14 protein-coding genes are annotated in these 22951 nt (G+C 58.8%); 9 read left to right on the top strand and 5 right to left on the bottom strand.

The window, feature by feature from the left end:
- Nucleotides 1-137: 137 nt before the first annotated feature.
- The 3 genes from AABC73_RS12595 to AABC73_RS12585 form a co-directional block, all read right to left on the bottom strand.
- Nucleotides 138-3818: a translocation/assembly module TamB domain-containing protein gene (locus tag AABC73_RS12595; RefSeq protein WP_341524228.1), complete on the bottom strand. Its 3681-nt coding sequence runs from the start codon at nt 3816-3818 to the stop codon at nt 138-140.
- Nucleotides 3819-3823: 5 nt separating this feature from the next.
- Nucleotides 3824-5557 carry an autotransporter assembly complex family protein gene (locus AABC73_RS12590; RefSeq protein WP_341523858.1) on the bottom strand — a complete coding sequence of 578 codons (1734 nt, stop codon included), beginning with the start codon at nt 5555-5557 and terminating at the stop codon, nt 3824-3826.
- A 67-nt stretch (nt 5558-5624) separates the two neighbouring features.
- On the bottom strand, nt 5625-6275 hold the full coding sequence (locus tag AABC73_RS12585; RefSeq protein WP_341523857.1) for a GNAT family N-acetyltransferase: 651 nt from the start codon (nt 6273-6275) through the stop codon (nt 5625-5627).
- A 229-nt stretch (nt 6276-6504) separates the two neighbouring features.
- Between AABC73_RS12585 and xthA the strand changes: the two genes are divergently transcribed.
- Together xthA and AABC73_RS12575 are read left to right on the top strand one after the other, a co-directional pair.
- Entirely contained in the window at nt 6505-7317 is an 813-nt protein-coding gene (xthA, locus tag AABC73_RS12580) for an exodeoxyribonuclease III (RefSeq protein WP_020290013.1), read from the top strand.
- Nucleotides 7318-7459: 142 nt separating this feature from the next.
- On the top strand, nt 7460-8827 hold the full coding sequence (locus tag AABC73_RS12575) for a phosphate ABC transporter substrate-binding/OmpA family protein (protein ID WP_341523856.1): 1368 nt from the start codon (nt 7460-7462) through the stop codon (nt 8825-8827).
- Between the two features lie 272 nt (nt 8828-9099).
- On the opposite strand, the gene AABC73_RS12570 is transcribed toward AABC73_RS12575, so the two are convergent.
- Nucleotides 9100-10332, bottom strand: a complete 1233-nt coding sequence (locus AABC73_RS12570; RefSeq protein WP_341523855.1) for an acyl-CoA dehydrogenase — start codon at nt 10330-10332, stop codon at nt 9100-9102.
- 169 nt (nt 10333-10501) lie between these two features.
- Here AABC73_RS12570 and AABC73_RS12565 point away from each other — a divergent pair, with 169 nt between their 5' ends.
- From AABC73_RS12565 to AABC73_RS12535, 7 genes are all read left to right on the top strand, one after another.
- Nucleotides 10502-11452 carry a LysR family transcriptional regulator gene (locus tag AABC73_RS12565; protein ID WP_341523854.1) on the top strand — a complete coding sequence of 317 codons (951 nt, stop codon included), beginning with the start codon at nt 10502-10504 and terminating at the stop codon, nt 11450-11452.
- A 129-nt stretch (nt 11453-11581) separates the two neighbouring features.
- Nucleotides 11582-11983, top strand: a complete 402-nt coding sequence (locus AABC73_RS12560) for a MerR family DNA-binding transcriptional regulator (RefSeq protein ID WP_331149486.1) — start codon at nt 11582-11584, stop codon at nt 11981-11983.
- 29 nt (nt 11984-12012) lie between these two features.
- A complete protein-coding gene (locus tag AABC73_RS12555; protein WP_341523853.1) occupies nt 12013-12912 on the top strand; it encodes a hydroxymethylglutaryl-CoA lyase in 900 nt (299 codons plus the stop codon).
- A gap of 705 nt (nt 12913-13617) precedes the next feature.
- The gene (locus tag AABC73_RS12550; RefSeq protein WP_331149488.1) at nt 13618-14781 is read left to right on the top strand and encodes an isovaleryl-CoA dehydrogenase; all 1164 of its coding nucleotides are present in this window, start codon (nt 13618-13620) and stop codon (nt 14779-14781) included.
- Nucleotides 14782-14847: 66 nt separating this feature from the next.
- Complete coding sequence (locus AABC73_RS12545) at nt 14848-16455, top strand: carboxyl transferase domain-containing protein (protein ID WP_341523852.1); 1608 nt, start codon at nt 14848-14850, stop codon at nt 16453-16455.
- A 19-nt stretch (nt 16456-16474) separates the two neighbouring features.
- On the top strand, nt 16475-17305 hold the full coding sequence (locus tag AABC73_RS12540) for a gamma-carboxygeranoyl-CoA hydratase (protein WP_331149490.1): 831 nt from the start codon (nt 16475-16477) through the stop codon (nt 17303-17305).
- Nucleotides 17302-19263, top strand: coding sequence for an acetyl/propionyl/methylcrotonyl-CoA carboxylase subunit alpha (locus AABC73_RS12535; protein WP_341523851.1), 1962 nt, complete (start codon nt 17302-17304; stop codon nt 19261-19263). The genes AABC73_RS12540 and AABC73_RS12535 overlap by 4 nt, the downstream gene beginning before the upstream one ends.
- 84 nt (nt 19264-19347) lie before the next feature.
- Here AABC73_RS12535 and AABC73_RS12530 read toward each other — a convergent pair whose 3' ends face one another.
- Nucleotides 19348-22833, bottom strand: a complete 3486-nt coding sequence (locus tag AABC73_RS12530; protein WP_341523850.1) for an indolepyruvate ferredoxin oxidoreductase family protein — start codon at nt 22831-22833, stop codon at nt 19348-19350.
- Nucleotides 22834-22951 lie beyond the last annotated feature (118 nt).

Below are 22951 nucleotides of genomic sequence, written 5' to 3'. Positions count from 1 at the left end.
GGCGCTGTCGCGCAGCAAACTCCGGCACCCGTTGGAGCGAGGCTTGCCCGCGAAGAACGATGACGCGGTAGAGCTGGTTCACTGAGGCGTCTGATTCGCGGGCAAGCCTCGCTCCAACGGGATCTATACCGCTTTCCTCAAAAATCCCGCTTATAAAAGATATCCAGCGAACTGGCGATGCCGCTGGCGGCTTCCAGATACACCTTCTTGCTGAGCATGTAGCGCAACGCGATGGTATTGGCCGGTTCAAATACGCCAACGCCGTAGCGCAGACTCAGTTTCTCGGTGATCTTGCCGCTGGCGACAACGTTGGTCTTGTCGCCGCTGCCTTGAGTGTCCAGTTCGAAATCCTTGATCCCCAGATTGTTCGCCAGCTTGCCGGTTGTGGATTCGCTGCCGGCCAGCCCAAGGGCCAAAGCGGCCTGGGCCATCATGTTGCTGTCTTCGCCGGTGTTGTTCAGCGGTCTACCCAAAACCAGATAAGACAACGCCTGCTCCTGACTCATGGCCGGCTCGGAAAACACCGTGGTGGTGGGTTGCTCGGCACTGCCGGACAAACGAATGCCGGCAATCACGTCATCGGTCTGGCGAATCGCCTCGACATCCAGATAAGGCTGGTCAGCGGGCCCGGCAAACAGCAGGCGCGCCTTGCGAATCGTCAGTCGTTGCCCATAAGCACGATAACGGCCGTTTTTCAGGTTAAGTTCGCCGCGAGTATCCAGGTTGTCGCCGATGTGCACCTGACCGACCAGATCGGCGGTGAGGCCGAAACCGGTGAAGCTGAGTTTTTCCTGTCCTACCTGAACATCGACATCCATGGCAATCGCCATGGGTGGCGCGCCTTGTTCGGTCTGATGCCCGACAATCACGGTATCGCCCGACAATTTCACGGTCGAAGGCGGCAGCTCCCGCACAGTAATCACACCCTTGGGAATCAGGACTTTGCCGGAAACACCAAGCCGGTCGCCGTGCATGGATATTTTCAGATCAGGTGCGGCTTCCAGCGTCGCGTAAGGTTCGACGGTAATCGGCAGGCGCGAGCCCTTCAGGTTCAAGTCCACCAGCAGCGCTTGCCCCCAACTGACCTGACCGTCGAGACTGCCTTGACCTGCTTCACCGCTTTTCCAGCCGCCCTGGAGCTGAATGCTTTCCCCGGCGATCAGCGCCTTGATCTGTAGATCCTGGAGGCTGATGGGTAGCTCTGGCCCGGAAATCTCGCCCCCGCTCAACATCACATTGCCATTGACCTGAGGCGCCAGCAGCCCGCCAGACAGTCGGCCATTGCCATTAAGTCGTCCTGTGAGCTTTTGCACCATAGGCAGGAAAGGTCGGGCAATCGAAATATCCAGGCCGCTGAGGTTGAAATCACCCGTGAGTGTCTTGTTTTGAGCCAGCGGATCAATCTTGGCGTTGAGCAGCAGCGTGCCGAGTTTGCCGCCGCGAAAAGCCAGGCGACTGTCGATGAGCTTGGGCGTCAGCGTGCTGTTCAGCACCAGACTTTCGTAAGGGAATTCCAGCCATTGCTGTTTATCCCGCACCCGCAACGTCCCGCCGTTGGCGTTGATGGCGAACTGGCCATTGGGCCCCGCCGCTGGCACGTCGAGCTGAACATCGGCGTTGAGCGAACCTTTCCAGGCGAAATCCTTGGGCAACCATTGCGCCAGACTGTCGAGGGGGAAGTTCTTGAGGTGGTAGCGCAGGCGCGGTTCCGGCATCAGACGCTGGTCTTCGCCGCACAGACTGGCAGGCCCGGAAAGCCAGCAGTGCGCGCCAAAATTGATTTTGCCATCCGCCAGTCGTTCGAGCTTGGCGGGCTGTTGCAGACGCCAGTCCTGACCGCCGCTCTGAAGCGTGCCGCTGGCCAATCGACCACGCCAGTTACCCTTGTCCAGGTTGCCATCCAGCGCCAGGGCAAGTTTGAGCAACGGCCCCTGCAAGTCGATTTTCAACTGCTGACGCTTGATATCGCCCTGAGCACCCAGAACCAGAGCTCCCAATTGAGTGTCGCCCGCTTGAATGCCGCTGCCTTTTAGATCAATAACCGCACGCTGGGCGTTGTCGAGTTTGCCATTCAGGGTCAGGCTTCGCAGGCGATTGTCCTGAAACGCCAGTTGCGCGCCTTGCAGCGCCAGTATTGCTTGGGGCGCTTGCACTGTGCCCGCCAGATCCAGGCGACCCTTGACTTGGCCTTGCAGCCCCGGCCAAAGCTGACCAAGACGTGGCAGGTTCAGGTCCAGGTGGCCGAGCAGACGCTGCTGCAAACTGCCACTGCCCTGAATGCGGTTGTCGCCAAGGCGGATATCCAGAGCATTGACATTCCATTTGTCGCCGCTGCCGTCCGCCCTGGCTTGCAACACGGCTGGCTGACCACGCAAGCGGCCCTTGAGATCAAGATCAGCATTCAGACTCAATTTTTCGTTCTTGAACTGCCCCTTGCTGCGCAGTGGACCCGCCAGGGTTCCGGGCATCTGCGCCAACCAATAGGAAGGGTCAAGTGCACTCAGGTCCAATGCTGTATCCCAACCAATGCCGTCGGCAAACTGCAGATTCAAATGACCGCTGGCCTTGCCCTGCCCCGCAACCATTTCCAGCTGCGGCAGAAATACCTGGGTAAGGTCGCCGCTGAACGGGCTGCTCAAGCTGAACGCGCCGGCCGGACCGTCCAGATCGGAGCTGAAATTACCCAGATACTTGCCGTCGGTGTAGGACACTTCGCCGTTGAACTTACGCAGCGCCACCTGCGGCTCCGCCACTTCGGGATACAGTCGATGCCAAGGGAAATCCAGCCATGCGATTTTTGCGTCGGCGCGCAAGCCTTGCTCCCAATTCAGCTTGCCGGTCAGGTTAAGGCGTTGCTGCGGGTTGGCGCTCAGGTCCAGAGCATCGATATCGGCGCCTTTTGTATCGACTCTGCCCTTGATCGCAAGCGCAACCGGCCCTTGTTCAGCCGGTAGACTGGCAGTACCAGTCAGCTGATAACCGGCCTTGAGATCACCTTGGGCATCCAGCACCAGTTGATTGAGCTGCAAGGTGTCCGGCAGCGCCGCACTGGCCTTGAACGCGTCCGACGTGATCTTGAGTTGTGCTGGCAGATTTTCCAGAAGTGGCTGCAACTCGCCCGTCAGCCGGGCTTGCAGATAACCACTGCTGATCGCATTCAGTTTCAGGGTCTTGAGCAGATCACCCTGGATATTCAGATTGACCACCCAGGCCTTGTGATCCTGAGCAGGCAGTTTCAGCAGACCGCTGGCCGTAAGAGGCCAATCGCCGTCTGGCTTGAGCAAACCGGCCAGGTCCAGCACCAGATCGTCGCGTTGCAGATGCACGCTATCAATGCGCAGCCCTTCCTGGGTCCAGTGCGCGGCCAGTTGCAGGTCACGCAGCTGCTCGGTGCCATCCAGTTGCAGGCTGCCGATTCGCACGTCACCCAGGCGAATGGCCAGCGGCAACTTGAGATCCGGCAGATTAATCGGCCCGCCACTGCTTTCGTCACTGCCGGGGGCCAGTTGCAGACGGATTTGATCGGTCTGTAATTCGTCGATGCACAGCGTGAGTTTCAGCAGACAGCCCGGCGACCACGCGAATACCGGCGCATCCAGTTCAACTCGGGTGCCGGTTTGCTGCCAAAGCAGATAATCAGCACTCCAGCGCCCGCCCAACGTGCCGTTGAAGTTATCGACTTGCAGGCCCGGTACCTGCTGCAAGGTCCAGCGGCTGCCGGCCTGGGTTCCAAGCAATACCCCGAGCCCGGCAACAATCAGCATCACAACGATGACGACACTCAGGCCAACAATCTTCAGCGAGCGCTGCCAATTCAGACTCTTCACAGTTCCGGCCCCATGGAGAAATGCAGGCGAATGCCGCCGTCGTCATCCAGCGCGTGGGCCAGATCCAGACGCAGCGGACCGACCGGCGACACCCAGCGCACGCCAATGCCCACGCCTGTCTTGAGGCTCGGCAGGTTCAAGGTATTGAACGAATTGCCCTGGTCGACAAAGGTCGCCACGCGCCACTTCTCGGCTATTGAATATTGATACTCCACGCTGCCGGCCACCATGTAGCGCCCACCAATGCGATCGCCGTCGGAGTTCTCTGGCGACAGCGTCTGATAGTCATAGCCGCGCACGCTCTGATCGCCACCGGCGAAGAAACGCAGGGACGGCGGGATCGACTTATAGCCATTGGTGGCGTTGCCACCGAACTGCACCCGACCCAGCAGCCGATGACTCTGCCCCAAAGTCGTCAACCCTTTGAGCAGCACGTTGCCATGCAGCAGGTTTGAATCGGACATCAGCCCTTCCTTGGCCACCTGTGCATCAAACTGCAAGCGATAGCCGTTGTGCGGATCGATCCGGTTATCGCTGCGCAGAAAGGAATAGCTGATACCCGGCATCAGCAAAGTGCTGAGCCCGGAGTCGTCGCCAAGGCGGTATTCCTCGCGCTGCCATTTCAACGAAATCACGCGCTCCCAGCCGCTGGGCAACCTGCTGTGCCATTCCGGACCCACAGTCAGCAGTTTGCTCAACGAGTCAGTGCCGGCAATCTCCTCGTATTGATAGCCGCCGGCATAACGCAGCTTGTCGGTCAGCGGCGGATCAAGGGGAATGTCATACCACAGGCCGACGTTCTGGCGCGGTGCCGACAGCTCGGATTCGATGCCGTAGCTGTGCCCTTGCGGGTTGACCCAATGGCGCGTCCAGTTGGCCTTGCCACGCGGTCCGACGTCCGTGGAATAACCCAATCCCAGCCCCATGGTCCGAGGCTTGCGGGTGTCCAGCGCGACAGTCACCGGAATGCTCTGCCCGATGGCCGCGGTGGGGGCGGCGTCCACCCGGACACCTTCAAAATAGCCACTGGCTTGCATGGCCTGGTTCAGCTCGGCGATCAGCTCCGAATCGTAGGGCGTGCCTTCCTTGAACGGCACCATTCGCCTGAGCAGATCATCATCGAAGGGCGCATCGCCACTGAAACTGACGTTGCCCAGGTAGTAGCGCGGGCCGCTGTCATAAACCAGATCGATATCCGCCACACCCGCCGCCGGGTCAACCGACAGGCGTTGCTGGGTAAAGCGACCGGAGAAAAAACCATACCGTGAGGCCTGATTCAGAATCAGCCGCTTGGCATCTTCGTAATGACCATGATTGAGAACGGCACCGCTTTTCAGGGCGGCGCTCTTGGGAATGCGGAATGCCTTGAGGGCGGCTGCCGGGCCATCGACCCGCACCGTGACATTGCGCAGATGGATCGGCTCACCGGCTTGCACATTGATCACCAACTGCAATTCGCCGTTCCTGCCTTGGACCACTTCGCTGTCGATGCGCGCCTGATAATAGCCCAGCGCTTGCGAGGCTCGCTGCGCCTGCTCCTGGGCACCGATGCTGAAATGCTCAAGGCTCTCTTGATCGCGCTCACCCGGACTGCCCACATAGCCTTCGATATTGGCTTTGAGCTCAGAGTTGGCTGGTGTGATTCTCACATCGAGTTGCGCAGCAGCCAGGGCCACGGCGCTTGAGAAAACGAGAAATAAACCGCTGAATATTTTTACAAAAGGCTTCATAGGCGCGAATGCTAACACGTGCGACAGGCGCCACTAAAACCCACCGAAAGGTATGAATTTCATACCCTTACGCCATGGCTTTGAGTGAAACCTGCGGGTTTGGATGGAAAAACACGTGTTCCCGGATCGGTCCTACAGCCACTTCGCCGATTTCCTCGTAGCCCTGTCGCTTATAGAACTCAAGGTAGCGAGGATTCCCAGTATCAACGACGATTCCTTGTGAGTTTTCGTCCACCGCGCACCAATCGTGCAGCGCCTCCAATAACTGCTCGCCCAAGTGTTTGCCCTGGAACTCAGGATGGATGCCCAGTAACGGCAAGACGTGCACCGACTCGGAAGGCAGGCAAGCCAGCACCGCGTTGTAATACTCCAGATACCGCTTGGTGCAATTGAAACCGGTGCTCAAGACCATGCGCAAACGCCAGGCCCAGCTTTCAGTAATGCCCAATCGACGTTGCGGCGGTGCAATCAGTGCGGCGCCCACCAGCCGGTCTTCGACAAACAGCCCCAGCGCGGGCAGATCCTGCAGAAAATGCTGTTTGACCAGCTCGCGAACCGTCGCCCTCACCCGCTGATCAAACCCGGCCCGCTGTGAGTTGAACAGGTAGGCAAAACTGGGCTCGTGGCGGTACGCGTGATACAGCAGCGAGCGCGTTTCCCGCGAATAACCGCTGTCGAGCTGGCGAACTTCGGCCACGATGGCAGACGATTCAGGCATGAAAATTAACCTCATATTGACGCAGCTGCGCGAACGGCAGCGTTCTGGTACTACAAAGGCTTCGAGTCCCGGCCAGTGCCGAAAGTTGCGATAAACCTTTGCATGCGACCTTGAGCTTAGCAGTCGGCTTATATTGAGGTTGCTGTTGAGCTTGTGGCCGACAGCACACTGGCCGAGAACCTGCAGGTGGGCTAGCATCCCTTTTTGTTTTTGTCAGGACTGCCGTCACATGAAAATCGTCTCGTTCAATATCAACGGTCTGCGCGCCCGACCTCATCAGCTGGCGGCGCTGATTGAAAAGCATCAGCCCGACGTTATCGGTCTGCAGGAAACCAAAGTCTCGGACGAACAATTCCCTCAAGCCGACATTGAGGCGCTGGGTTATCACGTGCATTTTCACGGGCAAAAAGGCCATTACGGCGTCGCCCTGCTGTCGCGCAAGATGCCGCTGTCGCTGCACAAGGGTTTTGATACCGATGATGAAGAATCGCAAAAGCGCTTCATCTGGGGGACTTTCGCAGACAACGATGGCCTGCCGGTGACCATCATGAACGGCTATTTCCCACAAGGAGAAAGCCGTGATCACCCGACCAAATTCCCGGCCAAACAGCGTTTCTATAATGATCTGCAAGCCTTGCTGGAAACCCGCTTCAGCAACGACCAGCCGTTGGTGGTGATGGGCGACGTGAATATCTCGCCACAGGATAGCGACATTGGCATCGGCCCGGACAACGCCAAGCGCTGGCTGAAGACCGGCAAATGCAGTTTCCTTCCGGAAGAACGCGAGTGGATGGAACGCCTTAAAGCCTGGGGCCTGGTTGACAGCTTCCGCCATCTGTACCCCGAAGTGATCGATCAGTTCAGCTGGTTCGACTACCGCAGCCGTGGATTCGAGGACGAGCCCAAGCGCGGCCTGCGCATCGACCTGATCATGGCGTCCCATGGCTTGCAACCGAGAATCAAGGCCGCAGGTGTAGATTACGATTTGCGCGGCATGGAAAAACCGTCCGATCACGCGCCAATCTGGCTCGAACTGGTTTGATCTGATGGCAAAAACCCTGGCCAGCCACTGTCGCTGGCCAGGTCGCCGCGCAACAAAATCGCGATGTTACCGCTCCGTCACATTCCAGTAACTTATCTGACTTATTCTCCCGGCACTTTCCTCCTTCCATAAGGTGCCGCAGATGCTGCGCGCTGTGTTTTCCTTTCGAGTCAGCCACCTTGCGCCGCTCTTGCTGGCGGGCGTTTTTCTGACGCCCCTGAGCGTAGCGGCGGCGCTGCCGATTCCTGCTGATAACGCCCCGGCCTTGCGCATCCAGGGCTCCAACACCATTGGCGCGCAACTGGGTCCGGCGCTTGTCGAAGGTTTGCTGCGCAAGCAAGGCCTGCAGTCGGTGCATACCGAAGCTGCGGCGACGCCCAACGAAGTGCGGATATCTGCCACGACCGCTGAAGGCAAACCGGTTTTCATCGAAGTGGCCGCGCACGGTTCGGGTACGGGCTTCGCCGCGCTGAAAGCCAATCTGGCCGATATCGCCGCCTCGTCACGCCCCATCAAGAATCAGGAAGCACTCGACCTGGCAGGTTTCGGCGACCTGCGCAGCCACAAGGCCGAACAAGTCATCGCGATTGATGGCGTCGCGGTGATCCTGCATCCCGGCAATCCCTTGCGGGAATTGACCACCGAGCAGTTGGCGAAGGTGTTTGCCGGGCAAATCAGTAATTGGGAGGAACTGGGCGGCAGCGACGGCCCCATCCATTTGTACGCACGGGACGAGCAATCCGGGACCTACGAGACCTTCAAGGAGTTGGTGTTGCTCAAATACGGCAAAAGCCTTTCTCGCACCGCCAAACGCTACGAGTCCAGCGAACAGTTATCGGACCTGGTGAGTCAGGATCGTTTCGGCATCGGGTTTATCGGCCTGCCCTATGTGCGTCACGCCAAAGCCGTGGCGATTGCAGATGGCGAGGCCAAACCGATGTTGCCGACGGCAAGCCTGATCGCCACCGAAGACTATCCCCTATCGCGACGTCTGTATTTGTACCTGCCGCCCGACCTGCATCAACGCTGGGCCAACGCCCTGGTGCAGTTCGCGCAAAGCCCGGACGGACAGGCCATCGTCGCGCAAAACGGTTTCGTCGCGCAGACAGTGCAGGCAATCAAGGTCCAGGCCACGCCGGAAATGCCACGCGATTATCAGGTTTTGACCCGCGAAGCGCAGCGGCTTTCGGTGAACTTCCGTTTCGCCCAGGGCAGCGCGAAACTCGACAACAAGGCGCAGCTGGACCTGAAACGCGTCATTGACTACCTCAAGCGCAACGATAAGTTGAACCAGAGCGTCACGCTGGTGGGCTTTGGCGATGCCAAGACCGATCCTGAGCGCGCGACGCTGCTGTCAAAGCTGCGCGCCATGGCCGTGCGGCGGGAGTTGCTGAAGAGCGCGGTGATCCTGCGCGAAGTTCGCGGCTTCGGCGACGAAATGCCGGTGGCCGGCAATGATATGGACGAAGGCCGGATCAAGAATCGTCGGGTTGAGGTTTGGGTGAATTGACGCAGTTGCTGCGCCCAACCGCAGGACTGGATTTATCCAGATTCTGTTGGAGGCTTGCCCGCGAATGGGTCTGTCGGCCGACATCTCGCTGGCTGAATTGACGCCTTCGCGTCGGTGCAGTCGGCGAGAGAATCGGAGCCTGTCCCGGCCTCCTCGCGAATGAATTCGCTCCTACGCTTTCGAAATCAGCCCGATCTGTAGGACCGGATTTATCCGGGAGGGCGTCGGTGCAGTCGGAGCCTGTCCCGGCCTCCTCGCGAATGAATTCGTTCCTACAGTGTTTGCTCTTTGGCGTATGCCTGCGGCACATACTTACCGATTTCAAACTTGCCGATGGCCGCGCGATGGACTTCGTCCGGGCCGTCTGCCAGGCGCAGGGTGCGCTGCATGGCGTACATATAGGCCAGCGGGAAATCGTTGGAAACCCCGGCACCGCCGTGAATCTGAATAGCCCGATCAATCACCTTCAAGGCAACGTTGGGCGCCACCACTTTGATTTGGGCAATCTCGCTTTTCGCGACTTTGTTGCCGACGGTGTCCATCATGTACGCGGCCTTGAGCGTCAGCAGCCGCGCCATGTCGATTTCCATTCGAGAATCGGCGATCTTGTCGACATTTCCGCCCAAACGCGCCAGCGGACGCCCGAAAGCCACGCGACTGACCGCGCGTTTGCACATCAACTCCAGCGCGCGCTCGGCCATACCGATTGAACGCATGCAATGGTGAATACGCCCCGGCCCAAGGCGACCCTGGGCAATTTCAAAACCCCGGCCATCGCCCAGCAGCACGTTCTCATAAGGCACTCGCACGTTTTCAAACAGCACTTCGGCATGGCCATGGGGCGCGTCGTCGTAGCCAAAAACCGGCACCGGCCGCACGATTTTCACGCCGGGCGTATCGGTTGGCACCAGGATCATCGAATGCTGCTGATGACGTGGGCCATCGGGATCGCTCAGGCCCATGAAGATCAGAATCTTGCAGCGCGGATCGCAGGCGCCGGAGGTCCACCATTTGCGGCCGTTGATCACCCACTCATCGCCCTGCCGCTCAGCGCGGGCCGCCATATTGGTGGCGTCCGAAGACGCGACATCGGGTTCGGTCATGGCAAATGCCGAACGAATTTCCCCACGCAACAACGGTTCAAGCCACTGGGTTTTCTGCGCCTCGCTGGCGTATCGCACCAGCACTTCCATGTTGCCGGTGTCCGGCGCCGAGCAATTGAAGGGTTCCGGGCCTAATAGGGAACGGCCCATGATTTCAGCCAGCGGTGCGTATTCCAGGTTGGTCAGCCCCGCACCCAATTCTGATTCAGGCAAAAACAGGTTCCACAAACCTTCAGCCTTGGCCTTGGCCTTGAGCTCTTCCATGATCGCAGTGGGCTGCCAGCGGTCACCTTCGGCGACTTGACGCTCGAACACCGGTTCAGCGGGATAAACATAGGCATCCATGAACGCGGTGACGCGTTCGCGCAATTCCTGAACCTTCGATGAGTACGCAAAATCCATGGGTAGCTACCTTCTGATGAGGTTATCTGGTCATGAATCCGATGCTAGGCCAGCGACCAACATTTATCTAATCTATTCTCGGCGTGTATTAACATTCATAACCGATATATAGTCGAGCCAAGCAGCCAGCGAGCCGCGACCTAACAAAAACAGTAACGAGGCGCATCGAATGAACCTGAGCAAGGTCGATCTCAATCTATTCATCGTATTTGACGCGATCTATACCGAAGCCAATCTGACCCGCGCCGGGCAGATCGTCGGCATTACCCAACCAGCGGTTTCCAATGCCCTGGCCCGTCTTCGGGAAACCTTCAACGACCCGCTGTTTGTGCGCACTGCTCAGGGCATGGTGCCGACACCCATGGCCCAGAACATTATCGGCCCGGTACGTAACGCGCTGTCGCTGCTCAGGGTTTCGGTGCAGGAAAGTCGCATTTTCAACCCGCTGCAGGCCAACAAGAACTATCGCATCAGCATGACCGACCTGACCGAAGCGGTAACGCTGCCCGCCCTGTTCCAGCGGCTGCGGCGCCTGGCGCCTAATGTCACCATCGAAAGCTTCCTGTCCAAACGCCGGGAAACCACCAAGGAGCTGGCGGCCGGGCGTCTTGATTTTGCGGTTGACGCACCCTTGAACACAGATCCTCAAGTGCGACACGTCAAACTCATGGAAGACAAATATGTCTGCGCCATGCGCCGTGGCCATCCGCTGGCGGGTAAAGAGATGTTCAAGCTCGAAGACTATTTATCGCTGACGCATATCCATATTTCCAGCCGCCGCAGTGGCCTCGGTTATGTCGATCTGGCGCTTGGGAAGATGGGTATTCAGCGCAAGGTTGCCCTGCGCTCGCAGCATTACCTGATGGCGTCGCAAGTGCTGCAACAAACCGACATGGTCATGACGGTGCCCGAACGCTTTGCCCGGCGTCACGACCTCCATTACGTTGCACTGCCGGTCAATGACGTGCCGTCGGTAGAAACTCATCTCTATTGGCACGAAAGCACCGATCAGGACCCGGCCAATCGCTGGATGCGTGAGCAGATCATCGAACTGTGTCAAACCATCACGGCGAAGGAAAACACCTCGAAAGAACTTCATATTGGTCATGCGACTATCTGATTTATTTAATTTAAATTTCAAAACTTAGTGCTATTTAGAGATTGGACAGGTTCACCGGCCGGCTTGATCTCTTGACGTTAACGTTAACTGAGCCGTAGGTTAGCCCTACGTTTCCCGTCGAGCGTTCTTATGAGTAACCAGACCTATAGCATTTCCGACCTCGCCCGCGAGCTGGACATTACCACCCGGGCGATCCGCTTTTATGAAGAGCAAGGCATGCTGGCCCCGGAACGTCGGGGGCTGGAGCGCATCTATTCCGCTCGTGACAAGGTCACCCTGAAATTGATCCTGCGCGGTAAACGCATCGGCTTTTCCCTGGCTGAGTGCCGGGATCTCATCGGGCTCTACGATCCCAGTGGCGGCAACCGCAAGCAATTGCACACCATGCTGGAGAAAATCATCGAGCGTCGCAGTCAGCTTGAACAGCAGTTGCTGGACATCCAGCAAATGCAGCTGGAGCTGGATACCGCCGAGGAACGCTGCAAGCTTGCCTTGGGTAAAATTGATGAAAATCAGTTGATTACCGAATAAATCTCGAAAAAATCTAGCTGGAGACCGGTATGTCGCTGCCTAAAAAAGTACGCCTGGTAGAAGTCGGCCCACGCGACGGCCTGCAGAATGAAGCGCAGCCCATCAGCGTTGCGGACAAGGTTCGTCTGGTGGACGATCTGTCCGCGACAGGCCTGAGCTACATTGAAGTCGGCGCTTTTGTCTCGGCCAAATGGGTGCCGCAAATGGCCGGTTCCGCCGAGGTCTTTGCGCAAATCCAGCGCAACGATGCCATCACTTACGCAGCACTGGCGCCCAACTGGCGAGGCTTCGAAGATGCGCTGGCCGCTGGCGTGAAGGAAGTCGCAGTGTTCGCCGCAGCTTCAGAAGCGTTTTCCCAGCGCAACATCAACTGTTCCATCAGCGAGAGCCTTGAACGTTTCGCGCCGATCATGGAGGCTGCGCGCCTGCATGGCATCAAGGTCCGCGGTTATGTGTCCTGCGTCCTCGGCTGCCCTTATGAAGGCAAGGTGGCGCCGCAACAGGTTGCGGCAGTCGCCAACGAGCTGCTCGCCATGGGCTGCTACGAGATCTCCTTGGGCGACACCATCGGCACCGGCACACCGGGGGCTACCCGGGACTTGATCGATGTGGTCGCAGGGCAAATCCCCCGAGGCAAACTGGCCGGGCATTTTCACGATACCTACGGACAAGCGCTGGCCAATGTCTACGCGAGCCTGCTGGAAGGCATTGAGGTGTTCGACAGCTCAATTGCCGGGCTGGGCGGTTGTCCTTATGCCAAAGGTGCCAGCGGCAATGTCGCCACCGAGGATGTGCTGTACATGCTCAATGGCCTTGGCATCGACACCGGAGTAGACCTGGACAAACTGATCAGCGCAGGTCAGCGCATCTGTCAGGTGCTCGGGCGGGAAACCGGTTCGCGCGTGGCGAAGGCACGTCTGTCGGACTAGCATGCGACAACTTGTCACAGAGTGTTACCCTGCGCACCGCAACATCGGCGACGAAACGCCGCAAACGGGTAACACGGAAACAGTTTTCGATTAGTTCTCCGGCCTCATCTGCCATCGAATTCTGCGCAACCCCCGAATTTAAAGGACTTGGCAAAACTGGCACGGGTCCTGCTATATCTCACGTACAACAAGAATAAAATGTGCAGTAACCCAATAAAAACAATACGTAACGGCTCTGACATAACAAGAACAATACGGACAGAGACGCAGCTAACAGATTTTTTTGGAGTGGATTCGCTTTTCGAAGCTTCTGGATTTCAGAGCCTTCACAACCAGACAGAGAACAACAAAACTACCTTCAGGTAGCTCCAGAACTGGTTGAATCGATTGATAAAAGCAGCATCAGCGCTCAAAAAAATACGTTTGCTCTTGATCCCGCATGGGGATCGCTCAAAAAAAGCAGTCAAGGCCAGGTCGCCAAAAACAACAATAGGCCAGCCGAAAATAAAAAATGAGCATGCAAAAATAACTTGAAGGGGAGCTTAGGCTCCCCTTCGTGCTTTCTGGCTTTTGCACCTGTCATCCCCTTCCCGCCTCGCCCTCTATCCGATGCAGTCATTCCGCATTTGACACTCTTCAGTTGCAGGCTTACGTTAACGTAAAGGTCATAGCGACCCACCCAACAACAATAAAGGAACGCTACCCATGAGTTACCCAAGCCTGAATTTCGCCCTGGGCGAAACCATCGACATGCTGCGTGATCAGGTCCAGTCCTTCGTCGCAGCCGAAATCGCCCCGCGAGCGGCGCAAATCGATAAAGACAACCTGTTCCCGGCTGACTTGTGGCGCAAGTTTGGCGAAATGGGCCTGTTGGGCGTCACCGTCGACGAAGAATATGGCGGCGCGGGCCTGGGTTATCTGGCCCATGTGGTGGCGATGGAAGAAATCAGCCGTGGTTCGGCGTCGGTGGCCTTGTCCTATGGCGCGCACTCCAATCTGTGCGTCAACCAGATCAACCGCAACGGCAACCCGGCGCAGAAAGCCAGATACCTGCCCAAACTCATCAGCGGCGAGCACGTTGGCGCCCTGGCCATGAGCGAGCCAAATGCCGGTTCTGACGTGGTTTCCATGCGCCTGCGGGCCGACAAGCGGGGTGACCGGTTCGTGCTCAATGGCAGCAAGACCTGGATCACCAACGGCCCGGATGCCAACACCTATGTGATCTACGCCAAGACCAGCCCGGAAAAGGCTGCGCACGGCATCAGCGCGTTTATTGTCGAGCGCGACTGGAAGGGATTTTCCCGCAGCAACAAGTTCGACAAGCTCGGCATGCGCGGCTCGAACACCTGCGAGCTGTTTTTCGATGACGTCGAGGTGCCGGAAGAAAACCTGCTCGGCGCGCTGGACGGCGGGGTGAAAGTGCTGATGAGCGGCCTGGATTACGAGCGCGTGGTGCTTTCGGGTGGCCCGACCGGAATCATGCAGGCTTGCATGGACGTCGTGGTTCCGTACATCCATGACCGCAAGCAATTCGGCCAGAGTATCGGCGAATTCCAGCTGATTCAGGGCAAGGTGGCAGATATGTATACGCAACTGAACGCCAGTCGCGCTTATCTTTATGCCGTGGCCCAGGCCTGCGAGCGTGGCGAAACCACCCGCAAGGACGCCGCCGGGGTGATTCTGTACAGCGCCGAACGCGCGACGCAGATGGCCCTGGACACCATCCAGATTCTGGGCGGCAACGGCTACATCAATGAATTCCCGGCCGGGCGGCTGTTACGTGATGCCAAGTTGTATGAGATCGGCGCGGGCACCAGTGAAATTCGCCGAATGCTAATTGGGCGCGAATTGTTCAATGAGACGAAATAAGAGCAGTTGCAAGCGGCAAGACAAGATCCTGCCGCTCTGCGGACCACAGCATTCAGGGAGTAACTGATGGCCATTTTGCATAGCCAGATCAACACCCGCTCGCCGGTTTTTTCAGTTAATAGCGTCGCAATGCTGGAGCACGTCCACGGCTTGCGGCAGTTGCTGGAGAAAATCCAGCAAGGCGGCGGCGCCAAAGCTCAGGAACGCCACGCCTCGCGGGGCAAACTGCTGCCTCGGGAGCGTATCAATCGCCTGCTCGACAGCGGATCGCCATTTCTTGAAATCGGCCAGCTCGCCGCTTTCGAGGTTTATGACGAAGATGTCCCGGCAGCCGGGGTGATTGCAGGTATCGGCCGGATCGAAGGCGTCGAATGCATGATCATCGCCAACGATGCCACGGTAAAAGGCGGTTCGTACTACCCGCTCACGGTGAAGAAACACCTGCGCGCGCAGACCATCGCCCAGCAGAATCGCCTGCCGTGCATCTATCTGGTGGATTCGGGCGGCGCCAACCTGCCAAGGCAGGATGAAGTGTTCCCGGACCGCGAGCACTTCGGTCGGATATTTTTCAACCAGGCCAACATGAGTGCTCAGGGCATCCCGCAGATCGCCGTGGTCATGGGCTCCTGCACGGCGGGCGGCGCCTACGTGCCGGCCATGGCCGACGAAGCCATCATGGTTCGCCAGCAAGCGACGATTTTTCTCGCCGGTCCGCCGCTGGTCAAGGCGGCCACGGGCGAAGTGGTCAGCGCTGAAGACCTTGGCGGAGCCGACGTGCATTGCCGCACCTCCGGGGTGGCCGATCACTATGCCGAGAACGACGAGCATGCGCTGGAACTGGCGCGTCGCTGTGTCGCCAACCTCAACTGGCGCAAACAAGGGCAACTCGAAGCGATTGCTCCCATCGCCCCGCTGTACGCCAGCGAAGAGCTGTATGGGGTGATTCCTGCCGACGCCAAACAGCCTTTCGATGTGCGGGAAGTCATCGCCCGGTTGGTGGATGGTTCGCAGTTCGATGAGTTCAAGGCGCTGTTCGGCACGACATTGGTGTGTGGTTTCGCTCGCCTGCATGGCTACCCCATCGCGATTCTGGCCAACAACGGCATTTTGTTCGCCGAATCTGCACAAAAAGGCGCGCACTTCATCGAGCTGGCCTGTCAGCGCGGCATTCCCTTGCTGTTTCTGCAAAACATCACCGGTTTCATGGTGGGCCAGAAATACGAAGCCGGCGGCATCGCCAAGCATGGCGCCAAACTGGTGACCGCTGTGGCTTGCGCCAGGGTGCCGAAGTTCACGGTGATCATCGGCGGCAGCTTCGGTGCCGGGAATTACGGCATGTGCGGTCGCGCTTACGACCCGCGCTTTCTGTGGATGTGGCCCAACGCCCGCATCGGCGTCATGGGTGGCGAGCAAGCCGCTGGCGTGCTGGTACAGGTCAAGCGCGAACAGGCGCAACGTAGCGGCGAAACGTTCACAGCCGCCCAGGAAGCCGAGATCAAGCAGCCGATTCTCGATCAGTACGAGCATCAGGGGCATCCGTACTACTCAAGCGCTCGCTTGTGGGACGACGGCGTCATCGACCCGGCCCAGACCCGGGATGTTCTCGCCCTGGCGCTGTCCGCCGCGCTGAACGCCCCCATCGAGCCCACCACATTCGGCCTGTTCCGCATGTAAGCCGGTGCGCGCCCAAGGAATGACCATGACTGATTTTCATACTGTAGAAGTCCACCGTGACCCGCGCGGCTTCGCCACTTTGTGGCTGAACCGTCCGGAGAAAAACAATGCCTTCAATGCCCAGATGATTCGCGAGCTGATTCTCGCGCTGGATCAGGTGCAAGGCGACGCCAGCCTGCGTTTCCTGCTGATTCGCGGGCGCGGCAAACATTTCAGCGCCGGTGCCGATCTGGCCTGGATGCAGCAATCGGCGAATCTGGATTACAACACCAATCTGGACGACGCTCGGGAACTTGCCGAACTGATGTACAACCTGGCCAAGCTGAAAATCCCCGCCCTGGCAGTGGTGCAAGGCGCGGCATTCGGCGGTGCTTTAGGCTTGATCAGCTGCTGCGACATGGCCATTGGTGCCGAGGATGCACAGTTTTGCCTGTCGGAGGTACGTATCGGCCTCGCTCCGGCGGTGATCAGCCCATTCGTGGTGCAGGCCATCGGCGAACGTGCAACCCGACGTTATGCCTTGACCGCTGAGCGGTTCAGCGGCGCAAGAGCGCAGCAGATCGGCCTGCTTGCCGAGTGTTATCCCGCCAGCGAACTGGAACATTACGTCGAACAGTGGATCGACAATCTGCTGCTCAACAGCCCGCTGGCCATGCGCGCCAGCAAGGACTTGCTGCGGGAAGTCGGCAATGGCGAGCTGAGCCCCGGGCTGCGCCGCTATTGCGAGAACGCTATCGCCCGAATCCGCATCAGCGCCGAGGGCCAGGAAGGTCTGCGCGCGTTTCTGGAAAAGCGTACGCCCGGCTGGCAGGCCGCCGTGGCCGACAACCACAAGGAGCCACGTTCATGAGCGTCCCGAAACTGACTACGTTGCTCGTTGCCAATCGGGGCGAAATCGCCTGCCGGATCATGCGCTCGGCGAAAAAAATGGGCTTGACCACCGTCGCCGTACACAGCGCAGTGGATCGCGATGCACGGCACAGTCGCGAAGCCGATATCTGTGTCGATCTGGGCGGCAGTAAAGCCGCCGACAGTTACCTGCTGATCGACAAGCTGATCGATGCGGCCAGATCCAGCGGCGCCCAGGCCATTCATCCGGGCTACGGCTTTTTATCTGAAAACGCCGATTTCGCCCGAGCCATTGAAGCGGTAGGGCTGATTTTCCTCGGCCCACCCGCCTCGGCCATTGATGCCATGGGCAGCAAGGCTGCGGCCAAGGCCCTGATGGAAGACGCAGGCGTGCCGCTGGTGCCGGGTTATCACGGCCAGGCACAGGATGTTGCAACCTTTCTCGACGCGGCCCAGCGCATCGGTTATCCGGTCTTGCTCAAGGCGACAGCGGGCGGTGGTGGGAAAGGCATGAAGGTCGTCGAACGGCCCGGGGAAATGGCTGAAGCCCTGGCCTCCGGGCAACGCGAAGCTCTGGCGTCCTTCGGCGACTCACGCATGCTGGTGGAGAAATACCTGCTCAAACCGCGTCATGTGGAAATACAGGTGTTCGCTGATCGGCAGGGGCACTGCATTTATCTGCATGATCGCGACTGCTCGATTCAACGGCGTCATCAGAAGGTCGTCGAAGAGGCACCGGCACCGGGCCTCAGCACGCAACTGCGCCAGACCATGGGCGAAGCGGCTGTCCGCGCAGCGCAAACTATTGGTTACGTCGGCGCGGGGACGGTGGAGTTCCTGCTCGATTCCCGGGGCGAATTCTTCTTCATGGAGATGAACACGCGCCTGCAAGTCGAACATCCGGTCACCGAGCTTATTACCGGCGTGGATCTGGTCGAATGGCAGATTCGGATCGCCCAGGGCGAGGCCCTGCCCGTTTCTCAGGAACAAGTGCTGCGTAACGGCCATGCGATTGAGGTTCGCCTCTACGCTGAAGACCCTGATCACGACTTCCTGCCCTCGACCGGGACGCTGCAATTGTATCGGGAGTGTTCACTGGGCCATGGCAAACGGGTCGACAGCGGCGTCAGCGAAAGCGACAGCGTTTCGCCATTCTACGATCCGATGCTTGCCAAGTTGATTGCCTGGGGGGAAACCCGCGAAGAGGCACGCCTGCGACTGCTGTCCATGCTCGATGAGTTCGTGGTTGGCGGGGTCAAGACCAATTTGCCCTTCCTGCGGCGCATCGTTGGCCATCCGGCTTTTGCCACAACGGAACTGGATACCGATTTCATCCCGCGCTATCAGGCACAGCTGCTGCCCACGCCTGCCGAATTGTCCGCTGAGTTCTGGCAGGCCGCTGCCGAGGCGTTCAGCCAGAGCACGACGGCTCGCATTAATCGGGATGACGCTCATTCGCCGTGGGCCGCCAATAACGGGCTGCGTCTGGGGCTACCCAGTGAAATTGACCTGCACCTGAGCTGCAATGGCCAGCAGCATGTCATCAAGTTGCGCAACGCCGATACATTGCTCGCGCGGCGGACTGGCGAACAGCTGCAAGTCGTCACGGATGGAATAACCCGCAAGCATCTGGCCTTGCGACGCGGCGACACGCTGTATCTGCAATGGCAGGGCGAAGTGCACGCCATCAAGCGCCTGGACCCGATTGCCGAGGCCGAATCCAGCCATGGCCCGCAAGGTGGCCTGACCGCGCCCATGAACGGCAGCATCGTTCGGGTGTTGGTAGAAGTGGGTGAGCGAGTTGAAGCCGGCACTCAATTGGTGGTGCTGGAGGCCATGAAAATGGAACACAGCATCCGCGCCGCCCATGCTGGTGTGGTTACGGCGCTGTATTGCAATGAAGGCGAGATGGTCAGCGAGGGGACGGTGCTGGTGGAGCTGGAAGCCGGTAGCGTTTGAACATTCACAGGAGGCTGTGACCCGTAGGACCGGCTTCAGCCGGGAGAACGCTCTCCCGGCTGAAGCCGGTCCTACGGTATCCAATCAAGCAGCCACTTCATACAACTTCGGCAACTCCACTTCACCGCTGATCAAGCTCTGGCGCATGCGCGCAGCTTGCAGGGCTGCGGCTTTCATGGCGCTTTCCTTGATGTGACCGTAACCGCGGATTTTCTCCGGCAGTCGCGCCAGGCTCAATGCAGTGTGGCGATTGGATGCCGATAGATGCTGGAGGATCAGCTCGATGTCGCTGACGTAAGACTCGATCAGCTCCCGCTCCTGGCGGCGTTCCAGGCTGCGACCGAATGGGTCGATGGCCGTGCCACGCAGGAATTTGAACTTCGCCAGAACATCGAAGGCCTTGAGCATCCACGGTCCGAAACTGCGTTTACGCGGCTGCCCGGTCAGCTTGTCGCGTTTGGCCAGCCATGACGGCGCAAGGTGGAATTCCAGGCGATAGTCACCTTCAAACTGGGCCTGCAATTGGCGAGTGAAATCGCCGTTGCTGTATAGCCGCGCCACTTCATATTCGTCCTTGTAGGCCAACAGCTTGAAGTAGTTGAACGCCACAGCTTCGGTCAATGCCAGTTGCTGGCCCGGAAATAGTCGCGCCTCGCTTTCCTGAACCTTGCTCACCAGCCGCATGTAGCGCTTGGCGTAGGCGTCGTTCTGGTAGGCCGTCAGGCTTGCGACATTGGCCTGCACCCGTTGATCAAAGCTCAGCAATTGCGGTTCTTCCGGAATCTGACCGATTGGGTTGGCCGCAGCCTGTACGGCTGGCAGATCATGAGCCGCGCGACGGCCCCAGAGAAAAGCCTGTTGGTTGAGATTGACCGACACGCCATTGAGTTCGATGGCTTTCTCGATAGCCGCCGAACTCAGCGGGATCAAACCCAACTGGAAGGCATACCCGAGCATGAACAGGTTACTGGCAATGGTGTCGCCCAAGAGCTTGGTCGCCAGATCCGTCGCTTCAACAAAGTGGGTATGTTGCACGCCCACTGCGTCGCGAATGGTCTGTTTCATCGCTTCGGCCGGAAATTCGGCGTCCGGATTGCGGGTGAACTCGGCAGTCGGGGTTTGCTGGCTGTTGACCACGGCATGGGAAAAGGTCGAGTTGAGCTTGGCAATCGCATCCGGACCGGACGCCACCAGCAAGTCACAGCCCAGCAACAGATGCGCTTCGCCTGCGGCAATGCGCACCGCAAACAGGTCTTCCTGACGCGCCGCGATGCGGATATGGCTGACCACCGGACCGAACTTCTGCGCCAGACCGGCCTGGTCCAGCACGCTGCAGCCCTTGCCTTCCAGGTTGGCGGCGAAGCCCAGCATGGCGCCAACCGTGGTCACGCCAGTACCGCCGACACCCGACAGCAGAATGTTGTGCGGCTTGGCCAGGCTTGGCAGTTGCGGGTCTGGCAGTTGGGCGAAGGCTTGCACCTGAGTCGGCAGGCTTGGCTTGCGCAATGCGCCGCCATGAACGGTGACAAAGCTCGGGCAGAAACCTTCGACGCAGCTGAAATCCTTGTTACAGGCGTTCTGATCGATTTCCCGCTTGCGGCCCTGCGCCGTTTCCTTGGGCAGCACAGACAGACAACCGGACTTGACCCCGCAATCGCCGCAGCCTTCGCACACGGCTGGGTTGATCAACGCACGTTTTTCCAGATCCTTCATGGTGCCGCGTTTGCGCCGACGACGCTTCTCGGTGGCACAGGTCTGGTCATAGATGATCACCGAAACGCCTTTGAACTCACGCAGCTCGCGTTGCACGCTGTCCAGATCGCGTCGGTGGTGAAAAGTGGTGATCGGCGCGAAACCGTCGCGGCTCGGGTATTTGTCCGGCTCATCGGAAACCAGTGCGATGCGCAGCACGCCTTCGTTGAAGACCTGACGGCTGAGCTGATCGACCCGCAAAATCCCATCAATCGGCTGCCCGCCCGTCATTGCCACGGCATCGTTGTAGAGAATTTTGTAAGTGATGTTGACCCCGGCCGCGACCGCCGCACGCACGGCCAGATGCCCGGAGTGGAAGTAAGTACCGTCGCCCAGGTTCTGGAACACGTGGGGCGTTTCAGTGAACGGTGCCTGGCCGATCCAGGTCACGCCCTCGCCGCCCATCTGGGTGAAGGTTTCGGTGGCCCGATCCATCCAGATGGTCATGTAGTGGCAACCAATGCCGGCCAGGGCGCGACTGCCTTCAGGCACGCGCGTTGAGGTGTTGTGCGGGCAGCCTGAGCAAAAATGGGGGGTGCGCTGAGTATTGAACAGCGGTGCTTGCAGCGCTTGTTCCTTCTCCGCGAGAAATTGCAGGCGCGCCTCGATTTGCGGGCTGCTGTAGAAAGGCGCCAGACGCTTGGCAATGACCCGGGCAATCATCGCCGGAGTCAGCTCACTGAGATTCGGCAGCAGCGACCGGCCTTGCTCGTCGAACTCGCCAACCACCACTGGACGGCGGTCCACTGGCCAGTTGTAGAGCTGGCCGGTGAGTTGGTCTTCGATGACGCTGCGTTTCTCTTCAACGACCAGAATTTCTTCCAGCCCTTCGGCGAAATCATGCACCGACACCGGCTCCAGCGGCCAGCTCATGCCGACCTTGAGCACCCGAATGCCGACCTGCGCGCACAAATCCTGATCGATGCCCAGTTCTTCCAGCGCTTGCCGCACATCCAGATAAGACTTGCCGGTGGTGACGATGCCCAGCCGAGGCTGAGGCGAATCGATAACCACTTGATTGAGTTTATTGGCACGAGCGAAGGCCCGGGCGGCGTAGATTTTGTAGGTGTTGAGGCGTGCTTCCTGAGCCAGCGGCGGATCAGGCCAACGAATGTGCAAGCCGCCTTGGGGAATTTCGAAGTCTTCGGGAATTTGCGTGACGACGCGCAGCGGATCGACTTCGACGACGGCCGAAGAGTCGACGTTTTCGGCGATGGTTTTCATCGCCACCCAACATCCGCTGTAGCGCGACAGCTCCCAGCCGATGATGCCGTAATCGAGAATTTCCTGAACATTGCTTGGGTTGAGCACTGGAATCATCGCGGCGATGAACGCATGTTCGCTCTGGTGGGCGATGGTTGACGATTTGCAGCCATGATCGTCGCCCGCCAGCACCAATACACCACCGTTGTTAGCGACACCTGCGGAGTTGGCGTGCTTGAACACATCGCCGCAACGATCAACGCCTGGACCTTTGCCGTACCAGAGGGCAAACACACCGTCGTATTTGCCTTCGGGGAACAGATTGACCTGCTGACTGCCCCAAACGGCCGTCGCCGCCAACTCTTCGTTGACGCCGGGCTGGAAATGGATGGCGTTCTGTTTCAGGTAATCCTTGGCATCCCAAAGGCTTTTGTCGAGGTTGCCCAATGGCGAACCGCGATAGCCCGAGATGAACCCGGCGGTATTGAGGCCACGCGCCTCATCGCGCTGCTTCTGCAGCATCGGCAGGCGGGTCAATGCCTGAGTGCCGGTCAAATACAGATTGCCGGTCGCGAGCCGGTACTTATCGTCCAGACGAAGATCAGCCAAAGACATTCAGGTGCTCCTTTTATTTTTATGAGCATTTCAGGCTGTAGTACCGAGCAGGTTCGACTCAGCGGTCACAAGCAAAATACTGCCTGTAGCAACCGGGCTTTTTCTTTCTAATTTGGCG

The organism is Pseudomonas sp. G.S.17 (assembly GCF_038096165.1).
In the GTDB taxonomy this organism is placed as follows: domain Bacteria; phylum Pseudomonadota; class Gammaproteobacteria; order Pseudomonadales; family Pseudomonadaceae; genus Aquipseudomonas.
This window is presented reverse-complemented; position numbering and strand designations above follow the sequence as displayed.